The sequence below is a fragment of the Desulfolutivibrio sulfodismutans DSM 3696 genome (assembly GCF_013376455.1).
Classification (GTDB): Bacteria; Desulfobacterota; Desulfovibrionia; order Desulfovibrionales; family Desulfovibrionaceae; genus Desulfolutivibrio; species Desulfolutivibrio sulfodismutans.
Genome location: NZ_CP045504.1, coordinates 300,694 through 317,642 on the forward strand (window position 1 = coordinate 300,694; position 16,949 = coordinate 317,642).

14 protein-coding genes are annotated in these 16,949 nt (G+C 66.0%); 6 read left to right on the forward strand and 8 right to left on the reverse strand.

Features of this window, described 5'->3' with window-relative positions; genetic code table 11:
• Positions 1–34 precede the first annotated feature (34 nt).
• The 4 genes from GD606_RS01335 to elbB form a co-directional block, all read right to left on the reverse strand.
• Entirely contained in the window at positions 35–1,747 is a 1,713-nt protein-coding gene (locus GD606_RS01335) for a PAS domain S-box protein (protein WP_163300368.1), read from the reverse strand.
• Entirely contained in the window at positions 1,719–2,900 is a 1,182-nt protein-coding gene (ercA, locus tag GD606_RS01340; RefSeq protein WP_246298917.1) for an alcohol dehydrogenase-like regulatory protein ErcA, read from the reverse strand. The genes GD606_RS01335 and ercA overlap by 29 nt, the downstream gene beginning before the upstream one ends.
• A 174-nt stretch (positions 2,901–3,074) precedes the next feature.
• Positions 3,075–3,887 (reverse strand): ChbG/HpnK family deacetylase, encoded by an 813-nt coding sequence (locus GD606_RS01345; protein WP_163300370.1) that lies wholly within the window; start codon positions 3,885–3,887, stop codon positions 3,075–3,077.
• A gap of 125 nt (positions 3,888–4,012) precedes the next feature.
• Positions 4,013–4,678 (reverse strand): isoprenoid biosynthesis glyoxalase ElbB, encoded by a 666-nt coding sequence (gene elbB / locus GD606_RS01350; RefSeq protein ID WP_163300371.1) that lies wholly within the window; start codon positions 4,676–4,678, stop codon positions 4,013–4,015.
• 152 nt (positions 4,679–4,830) lie between these two features.
• Between elbB and GD606_RS01355 the strand changes: the two genes are divergently transcribed.
• Positions 4,831–6,063, forward strand: a complete 1,233-nt coding sequence (locus GD606_RS01355; RefSeq protein ID WP_170304555.1) for a hydroxymethylglutaryl-CoA lyase-like TIM-barrel protein — start codon at positions 4,831–4,833, stop codon at positions 6,061–6,063.
• 106 nt (positions 6,064–6,169) lie between these two features.
• On the opposite strand, the gene GD606_RS01360 is transcribed toward GD606_RS01355, so the two are convergent.
• The 3 genes from GD606_RS01360 to GD606_RS01370 form a co-directional block, all read right to left on the reverse strand.
• The gene (locus tag GD606_RS01360) at positions 6,170–6,658 is read right to left on the reverse strand and encodes a GNAT family N-acetyltransferase (RefSeq protein WP_163300373.1); all 489 of its coding nucleotides are present in this window, start codon (positions 6,656–6,658) and stop codon (positions 6,170–6,172) included.
• Positions 6,659–6,685: 27 nt separating this feature from the next.
• Complete coding sequence (locus GD606_RS01365; protein ID WP_163300374.1) at positions 6,686–7,267, reverse strand: LOG family protein; 582 nt, start codon at positions 7,265–7,267, stop codon at positions 6,686–6,688.
• A 78-nt stretch (positions 7,268–7,345) separates the two neighbouring features.
• Entirely contained in the window at positions 7,346–7,831 is a 486-nt protein-coding gene (locus GD606_RS01370) for a hypothetical protein (RefSeq protein ID WP_163300375.1), read from the reverse strand.
• Positions 7,832–7,965: 134 nt separating this feature from the next.
• Between GD606_RS01370 and uvrB the strand changes: the two genes are divergently transcribed.
• The 5 genes from uvrB (at position 7,966) to dapB (ending at position 14,929) form a co-directional block, all read left to right on the forward strand.
• Positions 7,966–9,987, forward strand: a complete 2,022-nt coding sequence (gene uvrB / locus GD606_RS01375) for an excinuclease ABC subunit UvrB (protein ID WP_163300376.1) — start codon at positions 7,966–7,968, stop codon at positions 9,985–9,987.
• Positions 9,984–11,024: a potassium channel family protein gene (locus GD606_RS01380; RefSeq protein WP_163300377.1), complete on the forward strand. Its 1,041-nt coding sequence runs from the start codon at positions 9,984–9,986 to the stop codon at positions 11,022–11,024. Before uvrB ends, GD606_RS01380 begins: the two co-directional genes overlap by 4 nt.
• A 187-nt stretch (positions 11,025–11,211) precedes the next feature.
• On the forward strand, positions 11,212–11,874 hold the full coding sequence (locus GD606_RS01385) for a DUF3431 domain-containing protein (RefSeq protein WP_246298919.1): 663 nt from the start codon (positions 11,212–11,214) through the stop codon (positions 11,872–11,874).
• Positions 11,875–11,884: 10 nt separating this feature from the next.
• Positions 11,885–13,990, forward strand: a complete 2,106-nt coding sequence (gene ligA, locus GD606_RS01390) for an NAD-dependent DNA ligase LigA (RefSeq protein ID WP_246298920.1) — start codon at positions 11,885–11,887, stop codon at positions 13,988–13,990.
• A gap of 153 nt (positions 13,991–14,143) precedes the next feature.
• Complete coding sequence (dapB, locus tag GD606_RS01395) at positions 14,144–14,929, forward strand: 4-hydroxy-tetrahydrodipicolinate reductase (RefSeq protein ID WP_163300380.1); 786 nt, start codon at positions 14,144–14,146, stop codon at positions 14,927–14,929.
• 144 nt (positions 14,930–15,073) lie between these two features.
• On the opposite strand, the gene GD606_RS01400 is transcribed toward dapB, so the two are convergent.
• A complete protein-coding gene (locus GD606_RS01400; protein WP_163300381.1) occupies positions 15,074–16,936 on the reverse strand; it encodes an ATP-binding protein in 1,863 nt (620 codons plus the stop codon).
• Positions 16,937–16,949 lie beyond the last annotated feature (13 nt).

Sequence of the window (16,949 nt, forward strand, 5' to 3'; positions counted from 1 at the left end):
AAAAACGAAGAAAAGACAATCCCCGCCGGAAGGATTATCCGGGCAGGGGCAGGGTAAAGGTGAAAATGCTGCCCTTGCCGGGGGTGCTCTCGAACCAGATGCGGCCGCCGTGGGATTCCACGATATGCTTGCAGATGGGCAGCCCCAGGCCCGTTCCCTTGGGACGATCCGTGATCCCGCCGCGCACCTGGTTGAACTTTTCAAAGATTTTTTCAAAATCCTTTTTGTGGATGCCGATGCCGGTGTCTGAGACGCTGATGCGCAGGAACTCGTCCTGGCTGACGGCGCACAGACCGATGGTTCCGTGGTCCGTGAATTTGACGGCGTTGGAGATGAGATTGACCAGAACCTGGATGATGCGGTCCCGGTCGCCCTGGATGGAGGGCAGGCCTTCGTCCAGGCAGCGCACCATGCGGACGTCCTTGCCTTCCAGGAGCACCGAGGTGGAGGCCATGACCCGGCTGATGAGCTCGGAGGGATCTATGGCCTCCATGGTGAATTCCATGCGGCCCGATTCCAGTTTGGCCAGATCCAGGACATCGTTGATGAGATTGGTCAGACGCTCGCCCTCGGAGATGATGATGTCCAGGTTGCCGGACACCTGGCCGGTGGCCTTGTTCAGGCGTGGATCGGGAACCTCCAGGTTTTCGAAAATCTGCTTCAGTTTGCGTTGGATGATTTTTGAAAAGCCCAGGATGGAGGTCAGGGGCGTGCGGATTTCGTGGGACACCATGGACAGAAAATCGGACTTGGTGCGGTTGGCGGCCTCGGCGGCCTCTTCGGCCCGGCGGCGCTCCTGGACCTCGCGCATGAGGCGCTCGTTGGCCTGGTGGAGTTCCCGGGTGCGTTCCTCGACCCGTTTTTCCAGGAGGGCGTGGGCGTCCCGCAGGGCGTCTTCGGCCATTTTGCGGGCGGTGATGTCCTCGCAGGAGCCTTCCAGAAAAAGCGGCAGGCCGGACGCATCGCGCTCCACCCGGATATTGAGGGAGACCCAGATGGTGCGGCCGGACTTGTGCCGGAAGCGGGCCGGAAAATTGGTGGCCCCGCCACGGGCCTTGAGCAGTTGTATGAGCCGGTCGCGGTCGCCCGTGTCGGCGTAGATCTGGGAGCGGATGTCCGTGACCTCGGCCAAAAGCCTCTCGGGCGTTCCGTAGCCCAAAAGGGTGGCCATGGCCGGATTGGCGCTGGTGAAGCGGCCCGCCGGGGTGGAGGTGAAAAAGCCCTCCACGGCGTTTTCCACAATGCTGCGGTAGCGGTCCTCGGCCCGGCGCAGGGCGCGTTCGGCTTTTTTGCGCTCGGAGATGTCCCGGGCCACCACCACGGCCTTGCGTTGCGTGGGGCTTTGGGCCACCCGGATGGTCATTTCCACCGGAACCAGGGCCCCGTCGGGGCTGGCCATGTCCGTGGCCAGGGGGGCGTCGGTTCCCTGGGCGGCCAGGACGGCCGCGACCCGGGCCGCCGCCTTGGGACGCAGAAAATCGGAGAACGCCGCGCCGATGATGCGGCCCTTGTCCCGGCCCAGCAGGGACGGGGCGGAGCCGGCGGCGTCGAGAATGCGGCCGCTGTCCGCGTCCACGAGGAAAATGGCGTCGTTGCTTTGGTCGAGCAGTTCGCGGAACCGCTCAAGCTCGGCAAGCCGCTCGGACAGCTCCGGATAATAGCTCTTGCTTAGGGAACCTTCCCCAAGCCCGATGAGCTTTTCCCGGGAGGCGTTCCAATCAGGCGCGGAATCGGCAGGCGGCTTCATACAGGGACCGGATGTCCTCGACGGTTGGCTGGCGAGGGTTGGTGATCATGCACGGGTCGTTGATGGCCTTGGCCGACAACTCGGCGAGTTCGCTGGGGCGCACGCCCAGGTCGCTTAGGGTCTGGTCCACCCCGGCGGCGGTCTTGAGGGCGCGCAGGGCGGCGACCACGGCCTGCTTTTTTTCATCCTCGGCCATGTCCGGTTCGATGTGCGCCCCCAGGATTTTGGCGATGTCCGTATATCGCCCGGGGGCGCTGGAATAATTGTAGGCCGTCACGTGGTCAAGCAAAATGGCGTTGCATTGGCCGTGGGGCAGATCCAGAAATCCCCCCAGGCTGTGGGCCATGGCGTGCACCGCGCCCAAAATGGCGTTGGAAAAGGCCAGTCCCGCGTAAAGGCTGGCGAACATCATGCCGGATCGGGCCGCCTGATCGTCAGGATGGCGTATGGCCGACACCAGATGGTCGCGCACCAATTCCACGGCCTTGACGGCGAAGAGGTCGGTGATCGGGGAATGGGCGTTGGAGACGTAGGCCTCGATGGCGTGGGTCAGGGCGTCCAGGCCGGTATGCGCCGTCAGTTCGGGGTCCATGGTGCCGGTGGGCAGGGGGTCGATCAAGGCCGCGTCGGGGATCACGGTCTTGCTGACGATGGCGATTTTGACCTTGCGCTTGGTGTCGTTGATAATGGCGAACTGGGACACGTCGGCCCCGGTGCCGGAGGTGGTGGGCACGCAGACAAGCGGCGGGCCGGGCTTGCGCACATTGTCCACGCCCTCGAATTCCAGGACGTGGCGGTCGTTGGTGCACACGATGCCGATGGCCTTGGCGCAGTCCATGGGGCTGCCGCCGCCCACGGCCACAATGGCGTCGCAGTCCTCGCGGCGGTAGACCTCGGCCCCGGCCATGACCTCATAGTCGCGGGGATTGGGGGTGACGTCGGCGAAGATGGTGGTGGAGACGCCCGCCTCGCGCAGGCTGTCGATGACCTGCCCGGCCCAGCCCAGGCGGATGAGGTTGGGGCCGGTGACCACCAGGGCCTTCTTGACCCGGAGATTTCTGGCGTAGCGTCCGGCCAGGCGGGCCGAGCCCGGGCCGAACACGAACTCCGGAGCCACGAATTTGCGCAGTTCCGTCGTCGCTTCGTGGGTCACGTCGTACTCCTTCATGCGAACAGGCGGTTGCGGTTTCCTGCAAGTGAATGCCGGAGCATGCTACACGGCTTTTACCGCGTCGAAAAGCATTCTTCTGAAGCGTCAGGGGGACGGGCCCCTGGCGCAATACAAACACATCAGCGCCGTTATGGAAAAAGACGCTCCCGCAGGATGTCAGGAGGGCGGGCCGCCGCTTCCGTCGCGGACGCCGCGCACGGGCCTGGGGATGCCCTCGGGACCGCACACGGCGACCCCCATGTCGGCCAGCCCCTGGCGGACCTCGGGGGACGACAGCACAGCGATCTCCTGTTCCCGGGCCTGATTGTAGGCCGAGATGCGGCAAAGTTCCGTATCGTTTTGCCCGGGATGGCACATGAGTTCCACCACGGCCGTGTCGGGCAGCGGGGCGAAGGCCGCTGCCACCAGTTCCAGGAACCGCCCGGGGGTCAGATCCTGGCCGAAAAAGTCGGTGATGAAGGCGTCGGCGTACGGCGCGCCAGCCGCCCGCAAGGCGGCGGCCATGGCCGGGTTGGTGGCCCTGGCCGGGATGCCGAGCCGCACGGCAATCTCCAGATAGACCGGGAACACGTCGGGCCGTTTGTGGACATGGTGATGGGTGTCCATGTGGGAGGGGCTGACCCCGCAGGACCGCAGCAGATCGAGCTGGGCCTGCCATTCCCGGCGTATCTCGTCCGCCGATGCCTGGCCGATGTCCATGCGCTTGCGCGGGAATACGCCTTCGGCGGTCACCAGGGAGGGGACGTCCCCGGGCGGCAGGCAGGGGGCGTGGCCGCCGGTCAACTGGAAATGGATGCCCATGCGCCCGGAAAGCGCATCGGCGTGGGCCGTGATGCGGGCCGCCGCGCCGGCCGGGCGGGTCATGGCCGTGGTGGCCCGGACCAGCCCGTGCTCCATGGCCTGGAGGATGCCCCGGCAGACGCCGTCGGTCAGGGCGAAGTCATCGGCGTTGATCATGAGGCGGCGCATGATGCTCCTTGTGCTTGCATCGACGGGACAGACTTCATGGCGTCAAGCCATCAGGGTTCCCGTCGCGAAACGTGCCCCGTGACGGGATTCCAAAGGGCGAAAGCCCTTTGGCCGCCGGAGGCATATCATTTCGTATTCTGTTGTGAGCGCCGCACGATTTCGGCCACGAACTTTTCGATGCCCCGGGCCACGTCGGCGATGCCGGGCCCGAGCATGTAGGCCGGGGTGGTCACGAGGTTGAGCGTCTCGTCCACCACGATGTCGTCCACGGCGCACTCCACATGCACCGCCCCGGTTTTTTCCAGGGCCTTGGCCGTGCCCATGTCGTTGCCGATGGTCAGGCGCGGCTTTTTGGCCCCGAGCACCAGTCCCAGCACCACCGGGGCGATGCAGATGGCCCCCACGGGCTTGCCCGCCTCGTGGACCTCGCGGATGACCCGGGCCACCTCGGGATGGGCCGCGCCGTCCGGGCCTTTGGTCGCGAAATCGCACAGGTTCTTGGCCACACCGTTGCCGCCGGGCAGGATCAGGGCGTCGAAATCCGCACCCCGGGCCGTGGCCACGTCGGCGATGTTGCCGCGGGCGATGCGGGCCGACTCCATAAGGACGTTTCGCGTCTCGCCCATGGGCTTTTTGGTCAGGAAATTCACGGCAGCGAAGGGGACGTCCGGGGCGAAGATCTTTGTCGTGGCCCCGGCCTGGGCCAGATAGAGGAGCGTCAGGACGGATTCGTGGATTTCCGCGCCGTCGATGTTGCCGCAGCCGGCCAAAATGACGCCGATGGTGGGCATGGTCGCCTCCTGTGTCGTTGTGGACGTGGCGTAGCGTGTGGAGCAGATGCAGATGTGTAGCCAGCGGGATGTGATTCGTCAAATGGGGACCGGGCCATGGGGACCATTCCTGGCGCGTTGCAATTCCCGGGAATATGACGCACAAGCGGCGCATGGCCGGTCAACGCGTCCTTTCCCCTCTCCTTCTGGGCGACACCACGCTTCGCGACGGCGAACAGATGCCCGGGGCCATGCTCGACCCTGCCGATAAGCTCGCCGTGGCCCGGGCCTTGGCTGCCGCCGGGGTGGATCTCATCGAGGCCGGGTTCCCGGCCGTGTCGCGCACCGAGGCGGCGGCCGTGGGGCTTGTGGCCCAGGCGGCGGGCGATTTTTTGGGGCCGGGCGGCGTGGGGGATTCGGGCGGGCCGGTCATCGCGGCCCTGTGCCGGGCCCTTCACCGGGACATCGACGCCGCGCGCGAGGCCCTGGCCGACGCGCCGCCCAGGCGCCGGGCGGCCAACATCTTTTTGTCCGCCAGCCCCCTGCACCGCCGCTACAAGCTGAAAAAATCCAAGGCCGACATCCTGGTCATGGCCGCCCGGGCCGTGGAATACGCCCGGAAATCTTTCGATTACGTCAATTTCAGCGCCGAGGACGCCAGCCGCACCGAACCCGGCTATCTGGTGCGGCTCTACGAGGCGGCCATATCCGCCGGGGCCACCTCCATCGGCTTCCCGGACACGCTGGGGGTGCTCACCCCGGACGAGGTGAAGGAGCGGCTGGAATTTTTGCGCGCCCATGTCCGGGGCCTTAGCGGCGTGTTGCTGGGGGTGCATTTTCACGACGACCTGGGGCTGGCCACGGCCAACACCCTGGCGGCCATCCAGGCCGGGGCGGACATGGCGCACTGCACCGTGGGCGGCATCGGGGAGCGGGCCGGGAACGCGGCCCTGGAGGAGACGGCGACGGTCCTGACCCTACGTCCGGACCTGTACGGCCGCTCCATCCACCTGGACGCCGCCAAACTCGCCCCCCTGTGCCGCCTGGTGGCGGACTTGACGGGCATTCCCACCCCGCCCAACAAGGCCGTGTGCGGGGAAAACGCCTTCGCCACGGGGGCGGGCGTGCACCAGGACGGGCTGCTCAAGCATCCGGACACCTATCTGCCGTATCCGCCCCAGACCGTGGGAGCGGGACCGGCCCGCATCGTGCTGTCGAAACACAGTGGCCGGGCGGCCTTGCGGCTGCGGCTGGAACAGTTGGGGGTGGTCCTGGACGAGGCCCGGCTGACGGCCGTAAGCGAGGCGCTCAAAAACGCCTCCAAGGCGGAATGGGGGGATGAGGCGGGGCTTTTGGAAAGGGTGGCGGGGGAGCTTGTCGGCGGCAGGAAGCGGCTTTTGGGCTAGCGCGGGAGAGTAACCGGCCGGGGGCCGGGAGAGAAGAGGAGAAGGAAGGGCCGCATTGCGGCGGCAACAACGGCCCTGTTCTGGGGCGATGCCCCATCCCTCCCGTTCAGCGTTTCTCCGGGAAGGGCCGCAACACCAGGGTAAGCCGCAGCATGTCCTTGAGTTGGATGCCGTCTTCAAAGATGGGTTCCGGGTAGTTCGTAAGAAAAAAATTCGTGTCAATCCCCGTGACCCGAAATCCCTGCCGCTGATAAAACGCCAGTTGATAGCCGAACGTTCCCGTCCCAACCTCAAGGCGGCAGGCCCCTTCCTCTCTGAATACGGAAATGACGTGGCCGAGAAGCGTGGTCCCGATTCCTCTTTGTTGCCGGGAAGGCGCCACGGCGATGTTCATGATTTCATACGCCGCATCTGAAAGAGGGATGACTGCGCATACAGCGACAGGCGACGGCCCGGAATATGCCGCGAAGCAGCGTGAGCGCGGCAGATATGCCGTGACCTTGGCCTCGGACGGGTCCGCCAGAAGCAACAGTTCCCGTGGAGCGTCCGCCGGGGATATCTCCGCGATGCGAGGTGAAAGATCGCTGCTTTTCATGTGCCTACGTTTCGTGGCGTGTCGTGATCAGCTCTTGTCCCGGTCGATCCACTTGGGGGCGGTGACCGGCCGGTAGGCCCGCATGGCGGAAAGGAGCGTCTCGGGCGTGGGCGCGGACAGCACGATGCCCGCATGGGCGTCGCGCACGAAGCGGTTCTCCACCATGGTCCGCACCAAGGCCAAAAGCGGATCGTAGAACCCGCCCACGTTGAGCAGCCCGCAGGGCTTGGCGTGCAGCCCAAGCTGGGCCCAGGTCACGATCTCGCAGAATTCCTCCAGCGTCCCCATGCCGCCGGGCAGGGCGACAAACCCGTCCGACAGCTCGGCCATGAGTGCTTTGCGCTCGTGCATGGACGGCACGACGTGCAACTGCGTCAGCCCGGTGTGCTCCAGCTCCTTTTTCTTTAAAAAATCGGGCAATACCCCGATCACCTTGCCGCCTGCCGCCAGGCAGGCATTGGCCGTGGCCCCCATGAGCCCGACGGACGCCCCGCCGTAAACCACCGTCAGCCCCTCATGGGCCAGGAAGGCCCCCAGGGTCTTGGCGGTTTCCAGAAACACGGGATCGCCGCCGGGATTGGACCCGCAAAACACGCAGACGCTTTTCATGCACAGGCTCCAAAAAGGGCGGGGAGCCGTGCTGGACGGCTCCCCGGTTGGTCGTCAGGGGTGAATCGGGCGCGTGGATTATTCGACGCCCTCGAGCAGGGGGCGGTGCTGGCTTAGGTCGAAAAAGCCGCGCACGGCAAAGGGCAGGGGGAAATTGGGCACCTTGTCGAAATTGACGAAGCCTGAATCCTTGCCCTCGGTGAGTTCCGACAGGGCCACCAATCCCAGGGGGATGGGGAAATTGAGGGAACAGGAGCGGATGGCCGCCAGCCGGTCCTGGTAGCGGTTCTTGAGATACTCCACGAGCTGGTCGCGCTCCTCCTCGGTAAAGGCCTCCAAAACCACCCGCCGACAGCTCTCCAGGCTGACCTCCAGGTCCGGCACCAGCAGATCGCCCATGAGCGCGTTCCAATCGTAGAGTTTTTCCTCGGCCGCATCCCATGTCGGCCGAAACAGATGGACCTCCACGTCCTTGCGTCCCTTGAAGCTTTTGATGACGATGGACAGGGAGTAGGCCCGGGCAACAGGCAGCGTGTTGTCCGCCGGGACGATGTCGATTTCCATGGATGCTCTCCCGTGTGCCGCTGGCGGCGAATATGGTCTGGGATTTCCCCGTTGTGTCCGAAACGGCTTGGCCGTACATTCGGTGACGCGGCCACACGGCCGCCCAAACCTCGTAAAACCGGATTTTACCCTACATGTCCAGTCTTTTCCAGCTCAAAAGCCCCTTCGAACCCAAGGGGGACCAGCCCCAGGCCATCGAGGAATTGGCGGCCAACCTTACGGCCGGTGTGAAAAACCAGGTGCTCCTGGGGGCCACGGGCACCGGAAAGACCTTCACCATGGCCCAGGTGGTGGCCCGCCTGAATTGCCCGGCCCTGATCATGGCCCCCAACAAGACCCTGGCCGCCCAGCTTTACAACGAGTTCAAGGGACTTTTTCCGCATAACGCCGTGGAATATTTTGTCAGCTATTACGACTATTACCAGCCCGAGGCCTATCTGCCGCGTACGGACACCTACATCGAGAAGGACTCGTCCATCAACGACGACATCGACAAGCTGCGCCACGCCGCCACCCATTCCCTGCTTACCCGGCGCGACGTGCTCATCGTGGCCTCGGTGTCCTGCATCTACGGCCTGGGCTCCCGGGACTACTACGAGCGGATGGTGCTGCCCCTGGCCGTGGGTGAAGAGACGAGCATGGACCGGGTGCTGTCGCGGCTGGTGGAGATCCAGTACGAGCGCAACGAAATCGATTTCCACCGGGGCACGTTTCGGGTGCGCGGCGACGTGGTGGAGCTGATCCCGGCCTACAGCCGGGACACGGCCCTGCGGCTGGAATTTTTCGGCGACGAGCTGGAGGCCATCCTGGAGACGGACCCGCTTACGGGCGAGGTGCTGGGGACGCTCAAAAGGACCATCATTTTTCCGGCCAGCCACTACGTGTCGGATCGCGAGAACCTGAACCGGGCCGTGTCGGACATCCGGGAGGAACTGCGTCTGCGGCTGGCCGAATACGAGAAGGGCAACCGGCTCCTGGAGGCCCAGCGCCTGGAGCAGCGCACCATGCAGGATCTGGAGATGATCGAGGAACTGGGCTACTGCACGGGCATCGAGAACTATTCGCGGCACCTGGACGGCCGGGCCGCCGGGCAGCCGCCGTATACGCTTCTGGACTATTTTCCCGAGGACTTCATCACCTTTATCGACGAGTCCCACATCACCGTGCCCCAGATCGGCGGCATGTACAGCGGCGACCGCTCCCGCAAGCAGACGCTTGTGGATTTCGGGTTCCGGCTGCCCTCGGCCCTGGACAACCGGCCGCTCAATTTCGAGGAGTTCCTGACCCGGGTGGGGCGCATGGTCTTCGTGTCGGCCACGCCGGGGCCGTGGGAGATCGAACGCTCCCAGGGCCTGGTGGTGGAGCAGATCATCCGGCCCACGGGGCTGGTGGACCCGGTGGTTACGGTGCGGCCCACCACGGGCCAGATGGACGACCTGCTGGGCGAGTGCCGCAGGCGCATGCAGGCCGACGAGCGGGTCTTGGTGACCACCCTGACCAAGCGCATGGCCGAGGATCTGACGGATTATTTCAACGCCATGGGGGTCACCTCCCGGTATCTGCATTCGGACATCGACACCCTGGAGCGGGTGGCCATCATCCAGGCCCTGCGCCAGGGGGAATTCGCCGTGCTGGTGGGCATCAACCTGCTGCGCGAGGGCCTGGACATCCCCGAGGTCTCCCTGGTGGCCATCCTTGACGCGGACAAGGAAGGATTTTTACGCTCCACGCGCTCCCTGGTGCAGACCTTTGGCCGGGCGGCCCGCAACGCCGCCGGGAAGGTGATCCTCTACGCCGACAAGGTGACCGGCTCCATGCACACGGCCATGGAGGAGACCAGCCGCCGCCGGGAGAAGCAGGAGGCCTACAACCGGGAGTGGGGCATCACCCCGGCCACCGTGCGCAAGGATATGGAAAACGTCCTGGATTCCCTGTACAGCCAGATTCGCGACGAGACGGCCCAGGCGGCGCGGATCCTGGCCGCCGAGGACACGGGCGAATACGGGGTGACCCCGGCGTCCATGAAACAGACCATCCGCCGCCTGGAGCGGGAGATGCGCGCGGCGGCCAAGGAACTGGCCTTCGAGCGCGCGGCGGCCCTGCGTGACCGCATCACGGCCCTGCGCGAAAAGCTTCTAAGCCTGGGAGAGGCATGAACTCCATCAAGCTGCGCGGACGCGTGCTGACGATGCAGCACCGTCTGGGAATATTCTGGCCCATCGTCATCGGCTGCGTGATCATGTCCGCCGTTGTGGCGGCGGGCGTGGCCTCGTATATGATCATCGAGGGCTGGCCCTTTTTCGATAGCCTCTACCAGGTCATCATCACCCTTTCCACGGTGGGTTTCCAGGAGGTCAATCCGCTCTCCGAGCAGGGGCGGGTGGCCACCATGCTTTTGATCGTGTGCGGCGTGGGCAGCTTCGCCTATCTGGTGGGGTCGTTCACCCAGGTGCTCATTGAGGGACGTCTGCAAGAAATTTGGGGGAGGCGGCGGGTGCAAAAAGCCATCGACAAGCTGACCGGACATATCATCATTTGCGGCTGCGGCCGGATCGGGGCCATCGTGACCGAGAAGGTCTTGGACGAGGGACACGGCGTGGTGGTCATCGAAAAAAATCCCGAGGTGGTGCGGGAGCTTGAGGAAAAGGGCATCCTGCACCTGTCCGGGGACGCCACGGACGACGATGTGCTCATCGCGGCCGGGATCGACCGGGCCAAGTCCCTGGTGGCCGCGCTGCACCAGGAGGCGGCCAACGTCTACGTCACCCTCACCGCCCGGCAGATCAACCCCAGGCTGTTTATCGTGGCCCGGGCCGACACCGCGCCGCACATCCCCAAGCTCAAGCGGGCCGGGGCGGACCAGGTGCTCATCCCGCACCTGTTCGGCGGCATCCGCATGGCCCAATCGGTTTTGCGGCCCACGGTCACAAGCTTCCTGGAACTGGCCCTGGGCGGCGGCGACATCGACCTCCAGATGGAGGAGCTCCGGGTGGAGGCCGACTCCGAGGTGGTGAACCAGAATCTCATCGAGTCCAAGATACGGCCGCGCTTCGACCTGATCATCATCGGCATCAAGAAATCGAGCGGGGAGATGGTGTTCAACCCCCAGCCCCAGACCGTGCTCGAGGCCGGGGACACCATGATCCTGGTGGGCAAGGGCGAGGATCTGGACCGGCTGCGGGAGATTCTGTAGCCGGAAGGCAGGCACGCCGGTGACGATGGGCCGGGGGATTGTTCCGGAGCTGGAAGGTCTTCGCCCGCAGGATTGTTGTCCCTGGGACGCGGCCTGCAGTTGCAAGAGCGGATGTGCAGGGCGTCCTTTCCCGATGTGCGTTTGGCCCTGGTTCGGAGAACAGGCAGGAAGCCGTGTGGAGGCGGAGGTGGCGGCACATCCCCGGATCGAATGCGTGGTAGCCCGGTACTCCGAGGACGTGTCCTGGACGGCGGCCCTTTGCTGTCCGGTCGTGGTCTACGACAAGTCCGGCACGCCCGGACCGTATGCCCTGCCCAACGTCGGCCGGGAGAGCCATACCTACCTGCACCACATCGTGGCCCGGTATCCGGATTTCGCCGACTATACGGCCTTTGTGCAGGGCGATCCCTTCCGCCACCTGCCGCCGGACATGGACGCGGCCGGACTGTGGCGGCGCATGCAGCAAAACGCCCGGCTTTGCGCGCCGTTTGCCGGGCTGGCCTGGTTCAAGCTCAAATGCGACCGGCTGGGGCGGCCCCATGACATGGCCGATCCGGCCAGGGCGGGTTCCTGGGCCGGGTTCGGCAAGGACATCCCGGTGGGCGAGCTCTATGCGGCGCTTTTCGCCGGTCCCGTGCCCGAGACCTTTCTGACCCCGGCCCCGGCGGGGCTTTTCATGGTCAGCCGGGAGCGCATCCTGGCCCGGCCCCTGGGCTTTTATCGAAAGGCCCTGGCCCTGGCGGCGGCCGACCCAGGGGACGCCGACAATACCGGGCATGCCTTTGAGCGGCTGTGGAACGTGATCTTTAACGGTCGAGCGGACCTCAACCGGCCGGATGCGGCCGACTGACGGAGAAGGCGTGGCTTACGGCAGCATCGATCCGGCGGCGCGGGTTCGCGAGCTTCGCGACCTCATCCGCCACCACGACCACCGCTATTACGTGCTTGACGATCCCCAGGTCAGCGACGCGCAGTACGACGCGCTTTTTCGCGAGCTCCAAGATATCGAGGCGGCCTATCCGGAACTGGCCGACCCGACCTCGCCCACCAGACGGGTGGGCGGCGCGCCCGCCGAGGGCTACGTCTCCCGGCCGCACCGCCAGCGCATGTACAGCCTGGACAACGCCATGAGCCGTGAGGAGTGGGAGGCCTTCCTGGAGCGGGCGGCAAACGCCCTGGCCCGGCAGGGGGAAAAGCTTGGCGCGGCGTTCTGGGTCGATCCCAAGTTCGACGGCCTGGCCCTGGAGGTCGTGTACGAGCGGGGCCTTTTTGTTTCGGCCCTGACCCGGGGCGACGGGGTCACCGGCGAGGACGTGACCGAGAACCTGCGCACGGTGCGCAGCGTGCCCCTGACCCTGGCGCCCCATGCCGCTGCGGCCGGACTCCCGACGCCGGAGCTTCTGGAGGTGCGCGGCGAGGTGGTCATCACCCGCCAGGATTTTTATGAGCTCAACGAGGCTCGCCGGGCGGCCGGGGAGAAGGTCTTCGCCAATCCCCGAAACGCGGCGGCCGGGTCCGTGCGCCAGCTCGATCCGAAAATCACGGCCTCCCGACCCTTGCGGTTTTTCGCCTATGCCACGGGCGAGTCCCTTTTTCCCGGCGGCGCGGCCCCCTGGAAAACCCATTCGGCCATGATGGCCGCGCTTTCCGGCTACGGCTTTTCCGTGGCCCGGGAGGGCAGGGTCTGCCGGGCGGCCCAGGTCTATCCCTTCTTCGAGGAGCTGGGCAGAAAGCGGCTCGATCTGCCTTTTGAGATCGACGGGGCCGTGGTCAAGTGCGACGACCTGGCCGTACAGGCGGCCCTGGGGTTCACCGACCGGGCCCCGCGCTTCGCCGTGGCGCTGAAGTTTCCGGCCCATGAGGCCGAGACGGTGCTTGAAAAAATCGAGGTCCAGGTGGGGCGCACCCGGGTCATCACCCCGGTGGCCATCCTGGCCCCGGTGTCCCTGGCCGGGGTCACCGTATCCCGGGCCACGCTGCACAACGAGGACGAGATCGCGGCCAAGGATCTGCGCGAGGGGGACACGGTGGTGGTGCGCCGGGCCGGGGACGTGATCCCGGAGGTGGTGCGGGCCGTGGAGGAGAAGCGGCCGCCGGAAGGCCGAAAACCCTTCACATTTCCGTCGGATTGCCCGTCCTGCCATACCCCGAGTGTGCGGCTGCCCGGGGAGTCGGCCCGCAAGTGCGTCAACCCCGACTGCCCGGGGGTGCGCCTGCGGGGCGTCATCTATTTCGTGTCCAAGGCCGGGCTGGACATCGAAGGCGTGGGCGGCAAGTGGATCGAGATACTGGTGGCGCGCGGCCTGCTGCGCACCCCGGCGGACCTGTTCGTCCTGACGAAAGAGCAGCTTCTGGAGCTGCCGCGCATGAAGGAGAAGTCCGCCACGAAGTTCATCACGGCCATCGCCAGGGCCAGGGAATCGGCTTCGCTTGGCAAATGCATCGCGGCCCTGGGCATCCCCCTGGTGGGGACGCGCACGGCCAAGACCCTGGCCGCGAGGTTCACGGACATGGACGCCTTGGCCGGGGCCTCGGAGGAGGATCTGACCGCGCTTTCCGATGTCGGCCCCGAGGTGGCCCGCTCCATCCGGGAGTTTTTCGCCGCGCCGGAGCAGCGGGAGTTGCTTGGCCGTTTCAAGGCGGTGGGGCTGTGGCCCGTGGCCGTGTCCAAGGCCCCGGCGGACGTGGCCGGGCCGCTTCGCGGCAAGCGGTTTTTATTTACCGGCGAGCTTGTGGGCCTGCCCCGGCAGGAGGCCCAGACCATGGCCGAGGCCGCCGGGGGCATCGTGATTTCGGCCGTCTCGAAAAAGCTCGACTACCTGGTCGTCGGGGACAAGCCCGGCTCGAAGCTGCAAAAGGCCCGGGAGCTTGGGTGTGAGGTCATCGACAAGGCGGCCTTCCTGGAGCTTGTGCGTTCCGGCCCAGGCCGGGCGGGCATGGTCCAGGGCCGCCTTCTTCCCGGCTGATTCCTCTTTTTGTTGGACGCGCAGCCGTTTGTTTTTATAAGGGATTCCAAAGGGCCAAGGCCCTTTGGCCGCCGGAGGCATCCATCCCGGCCTTGCACTCGGTCGCGGCCGGGCGGTTTTTCATAGGCACCTTTTTTAACGCGGGAGACGGACATGAGCGTGTGTGACGTGGTCATCATGGGGGCGCGGGGGCGCATGGGGTCCACCCTGATCCAACTGGTCCGGGCCAATCCGGACTACCGGCTGGCGGCCGTGGTGGAGCGGCCGGGGAACGAGGCCGGGCTTTCGGAGTATGGCTGCGTGGCCGGGTCGGACCTGGCTGCGGTGCTGCCCCAGGTTCCCGGGGCGGTGGTCATCGACTTCACCTCCCCGGCCTGTTCCGTGGCGACGGCCAAGATCGCCGTGGCCGCCGGGAATCCGCTGGTCGTCGGGACCACCGGGCTGGACAAGGATCAGCTCGCCGCCGTGGCCCAGGCCGCCACGGCCGGACGGGTGTTTTTTGCGCCGAACATGAGCGTGGGCATCAACGTGCTGTTGTCCGTGCTGCCCGCCCTGGTGAAGAGGCTCGGGGACGCCTACAACATGGAGGTCATGGAGATCCACCATAACCGCAAGGCCGATTCCCCCAGCGGCACGGCCATAAAAATCGGGCAATGCCTGGCCGAGGCCGCCGGGCGCGACTTCGACGCCGTGAAGAAATGTTGCCGGGAGGGCATCATCGGCCCGCGTCCGGCTAAGGAGATCGGCATTCAGGCCCTGCGCGGCGGGGACGTGGTGGGCGACCATACGGTCTATTTCTTCGGTCCCGGCGAGCGCATTGAGGTCACCCACCGGGCCCATTCCCGGGATACGTTGGCCCAGGGGGCGCTTCGGGCTGCGGCCTGGCTGCCGGGGCAGAAGCCGGGACGGCTGTATGGAATGCCCGATATGCTGGGGTGACGCCGGACAAAAGGATTTTCTCCATAAAAAATACATTCGTATTTTTTATGGGGCGTTTTGCGGCCTGCCGGACATGTTGGGCTGACGCCGGAGCCTCGCGCGCTGCGGCCATGATGGACGACCGGCCGCTTGGCCCTGCGGGGGTCAGGCGGCCGGAGCCGGTTCGGCGTGCTGGGCCATCTTGGCCTTCATATGCTCCAACACCTGCTCCAGGGCCTTTTCCACATCCACCAGGGCGGCGGCGGAGCCTTCCCGGTTCCCCGCCCGGGCCGCCGTGTCCAGGGCCTTGGCCATGGCGCTTAAGTGCTTGGCCCCCATGGTGGCGGAGGCCCCCTTGAGGGAATGGGCCAGAAAGGCCAGCTTTTCCAGGTCCGGGGCCGTGGCGGCCTGGCGCATGGCTTCGATCATGCCCGGTTTCTCCTCCACGAAGGCCGTAAACAGCTTCAGCACGAAGGCGGCGTTGCCCCGGGCTTTCTCCAAAAGCCAGCCGAAGTCCAGAATCTCCGGATCGTCGCAGGGCGGCGCAGCGGGCAGGCGTCCCTTCCGGGCCAGCACCCGCAGAAGGGATGCCGAAATCTCCGGCAGGCCCACGGGCTTGGGAAGGTAGTCGTCCATCCCGGCCTGCAGGAAGGTCTCCCGATCCCCCTTGTGGGCGTGGGCCGTAAGCGCAATGATGGGCACCTCGGGGTCGATCCGGCCGTCCGTGGCGCTGCGGATGATCCGGGTGGCCTCCATGCCGTCCATCTCCGGCATCTGGATGTCCATGAGCACGGCGTCCACCCGGCTTTTCTCCAGAACCTTGACCGCCCGCAGGCCGGTATGGGCGGCGATCACCGAGTGGCCGCTTTGCTCCAAAAGCTCCCGGATGAACATCTGGTTCACCGGGTTGTCCTCGGCCAAAAGGATGGTCAGGGGGGGCAGGGCGTTTTCCCAGGCCGCGCCGTGATCCCCGCCTGCGGCCTCGGGCGGAGTCCGCTCCCCGGCCGGGCGCAGGTTCACCCGGAAGGAAAAGACGCTGCCTTTGCCTTCCTCGCTGGAGACGTCGATCTCCCCGCCCATCATGGTCACGAGTTCCTTGAAGATCGACAGCCCAAGCCCCGCCCCCCGGTACTTGCGGGTGGGGGAGGGATCGGCCTGGGTGAAGCTCTCGAAGATGGCGTCGAGTTTTCCCGCCGGGATGCCGATGCCGGTGTCGCGCACGGTGAACGCCAGACGGGGCGCGTCCGGATGCAAAGACAGGTCGGAGTCCAGGGATACTTCCACCTCGACATGCCCTTTGTCTGTGAATTTGACGGCGTTTCCCACCAGGTTGATGAGCACCTGGCGCAGACGGATAGGGTCTCCCACGACAATCTTTGGAACCCCGTCCTCGATATGGGCCGAGAGCGCCAGTCCCTTTTGTTCCGCCAGGGGGGCGAAGACCGTGATGGCGCTGTCCACGGTCTCCCGCAGGGCGAAGGCCGTGGCGGCCAGTTCCAGCTTCCCGGCCGTGATCCGGGCGCTGTCCAGGATGTCGTTGATGATCTCCAGAAGCGACGCCGCCGAGTGCCGGACCATCTCCAGGTATTCCCGCTGCTTGCGGCTTAAAGACGTGGCCAGGGTGAGTTCGGTCATGCCCAGGATGCCGATCATGGGCGTGCGCAGTTCGTGGCTCATGTTGGTCAAAAAAACGCTCTTGGCCGCCTCGGCGGCCTTGGTGGCCGCCCGGGCCCGGCCCATCTCCGCCTCGGCCGCCTCGGCCTGGGACGGGGGAATCATGGCCAGGATCACCTCGCGCCCCTTGGTCGGCAAGGGAAAAAGGCGCAGGGGACCGGTCCCGGGCAGGTCGAGGATGCTGCCGTCGCGCAAGGGGCCGGGGAAGGGCTTGCCGGCCCCGCCACCCAGCAGGGTCCGGGCCCGGGGCCCGGCCTCAAGGATGGTCCCTTCCGGGGCCACGGCGCACAGGGCCGATCCGCACAGGCGTTCCAGTTCGGGGAGGCTTAGGGGAAATCGTGAGTCGCGGGCCATGGATTCCTCGTTG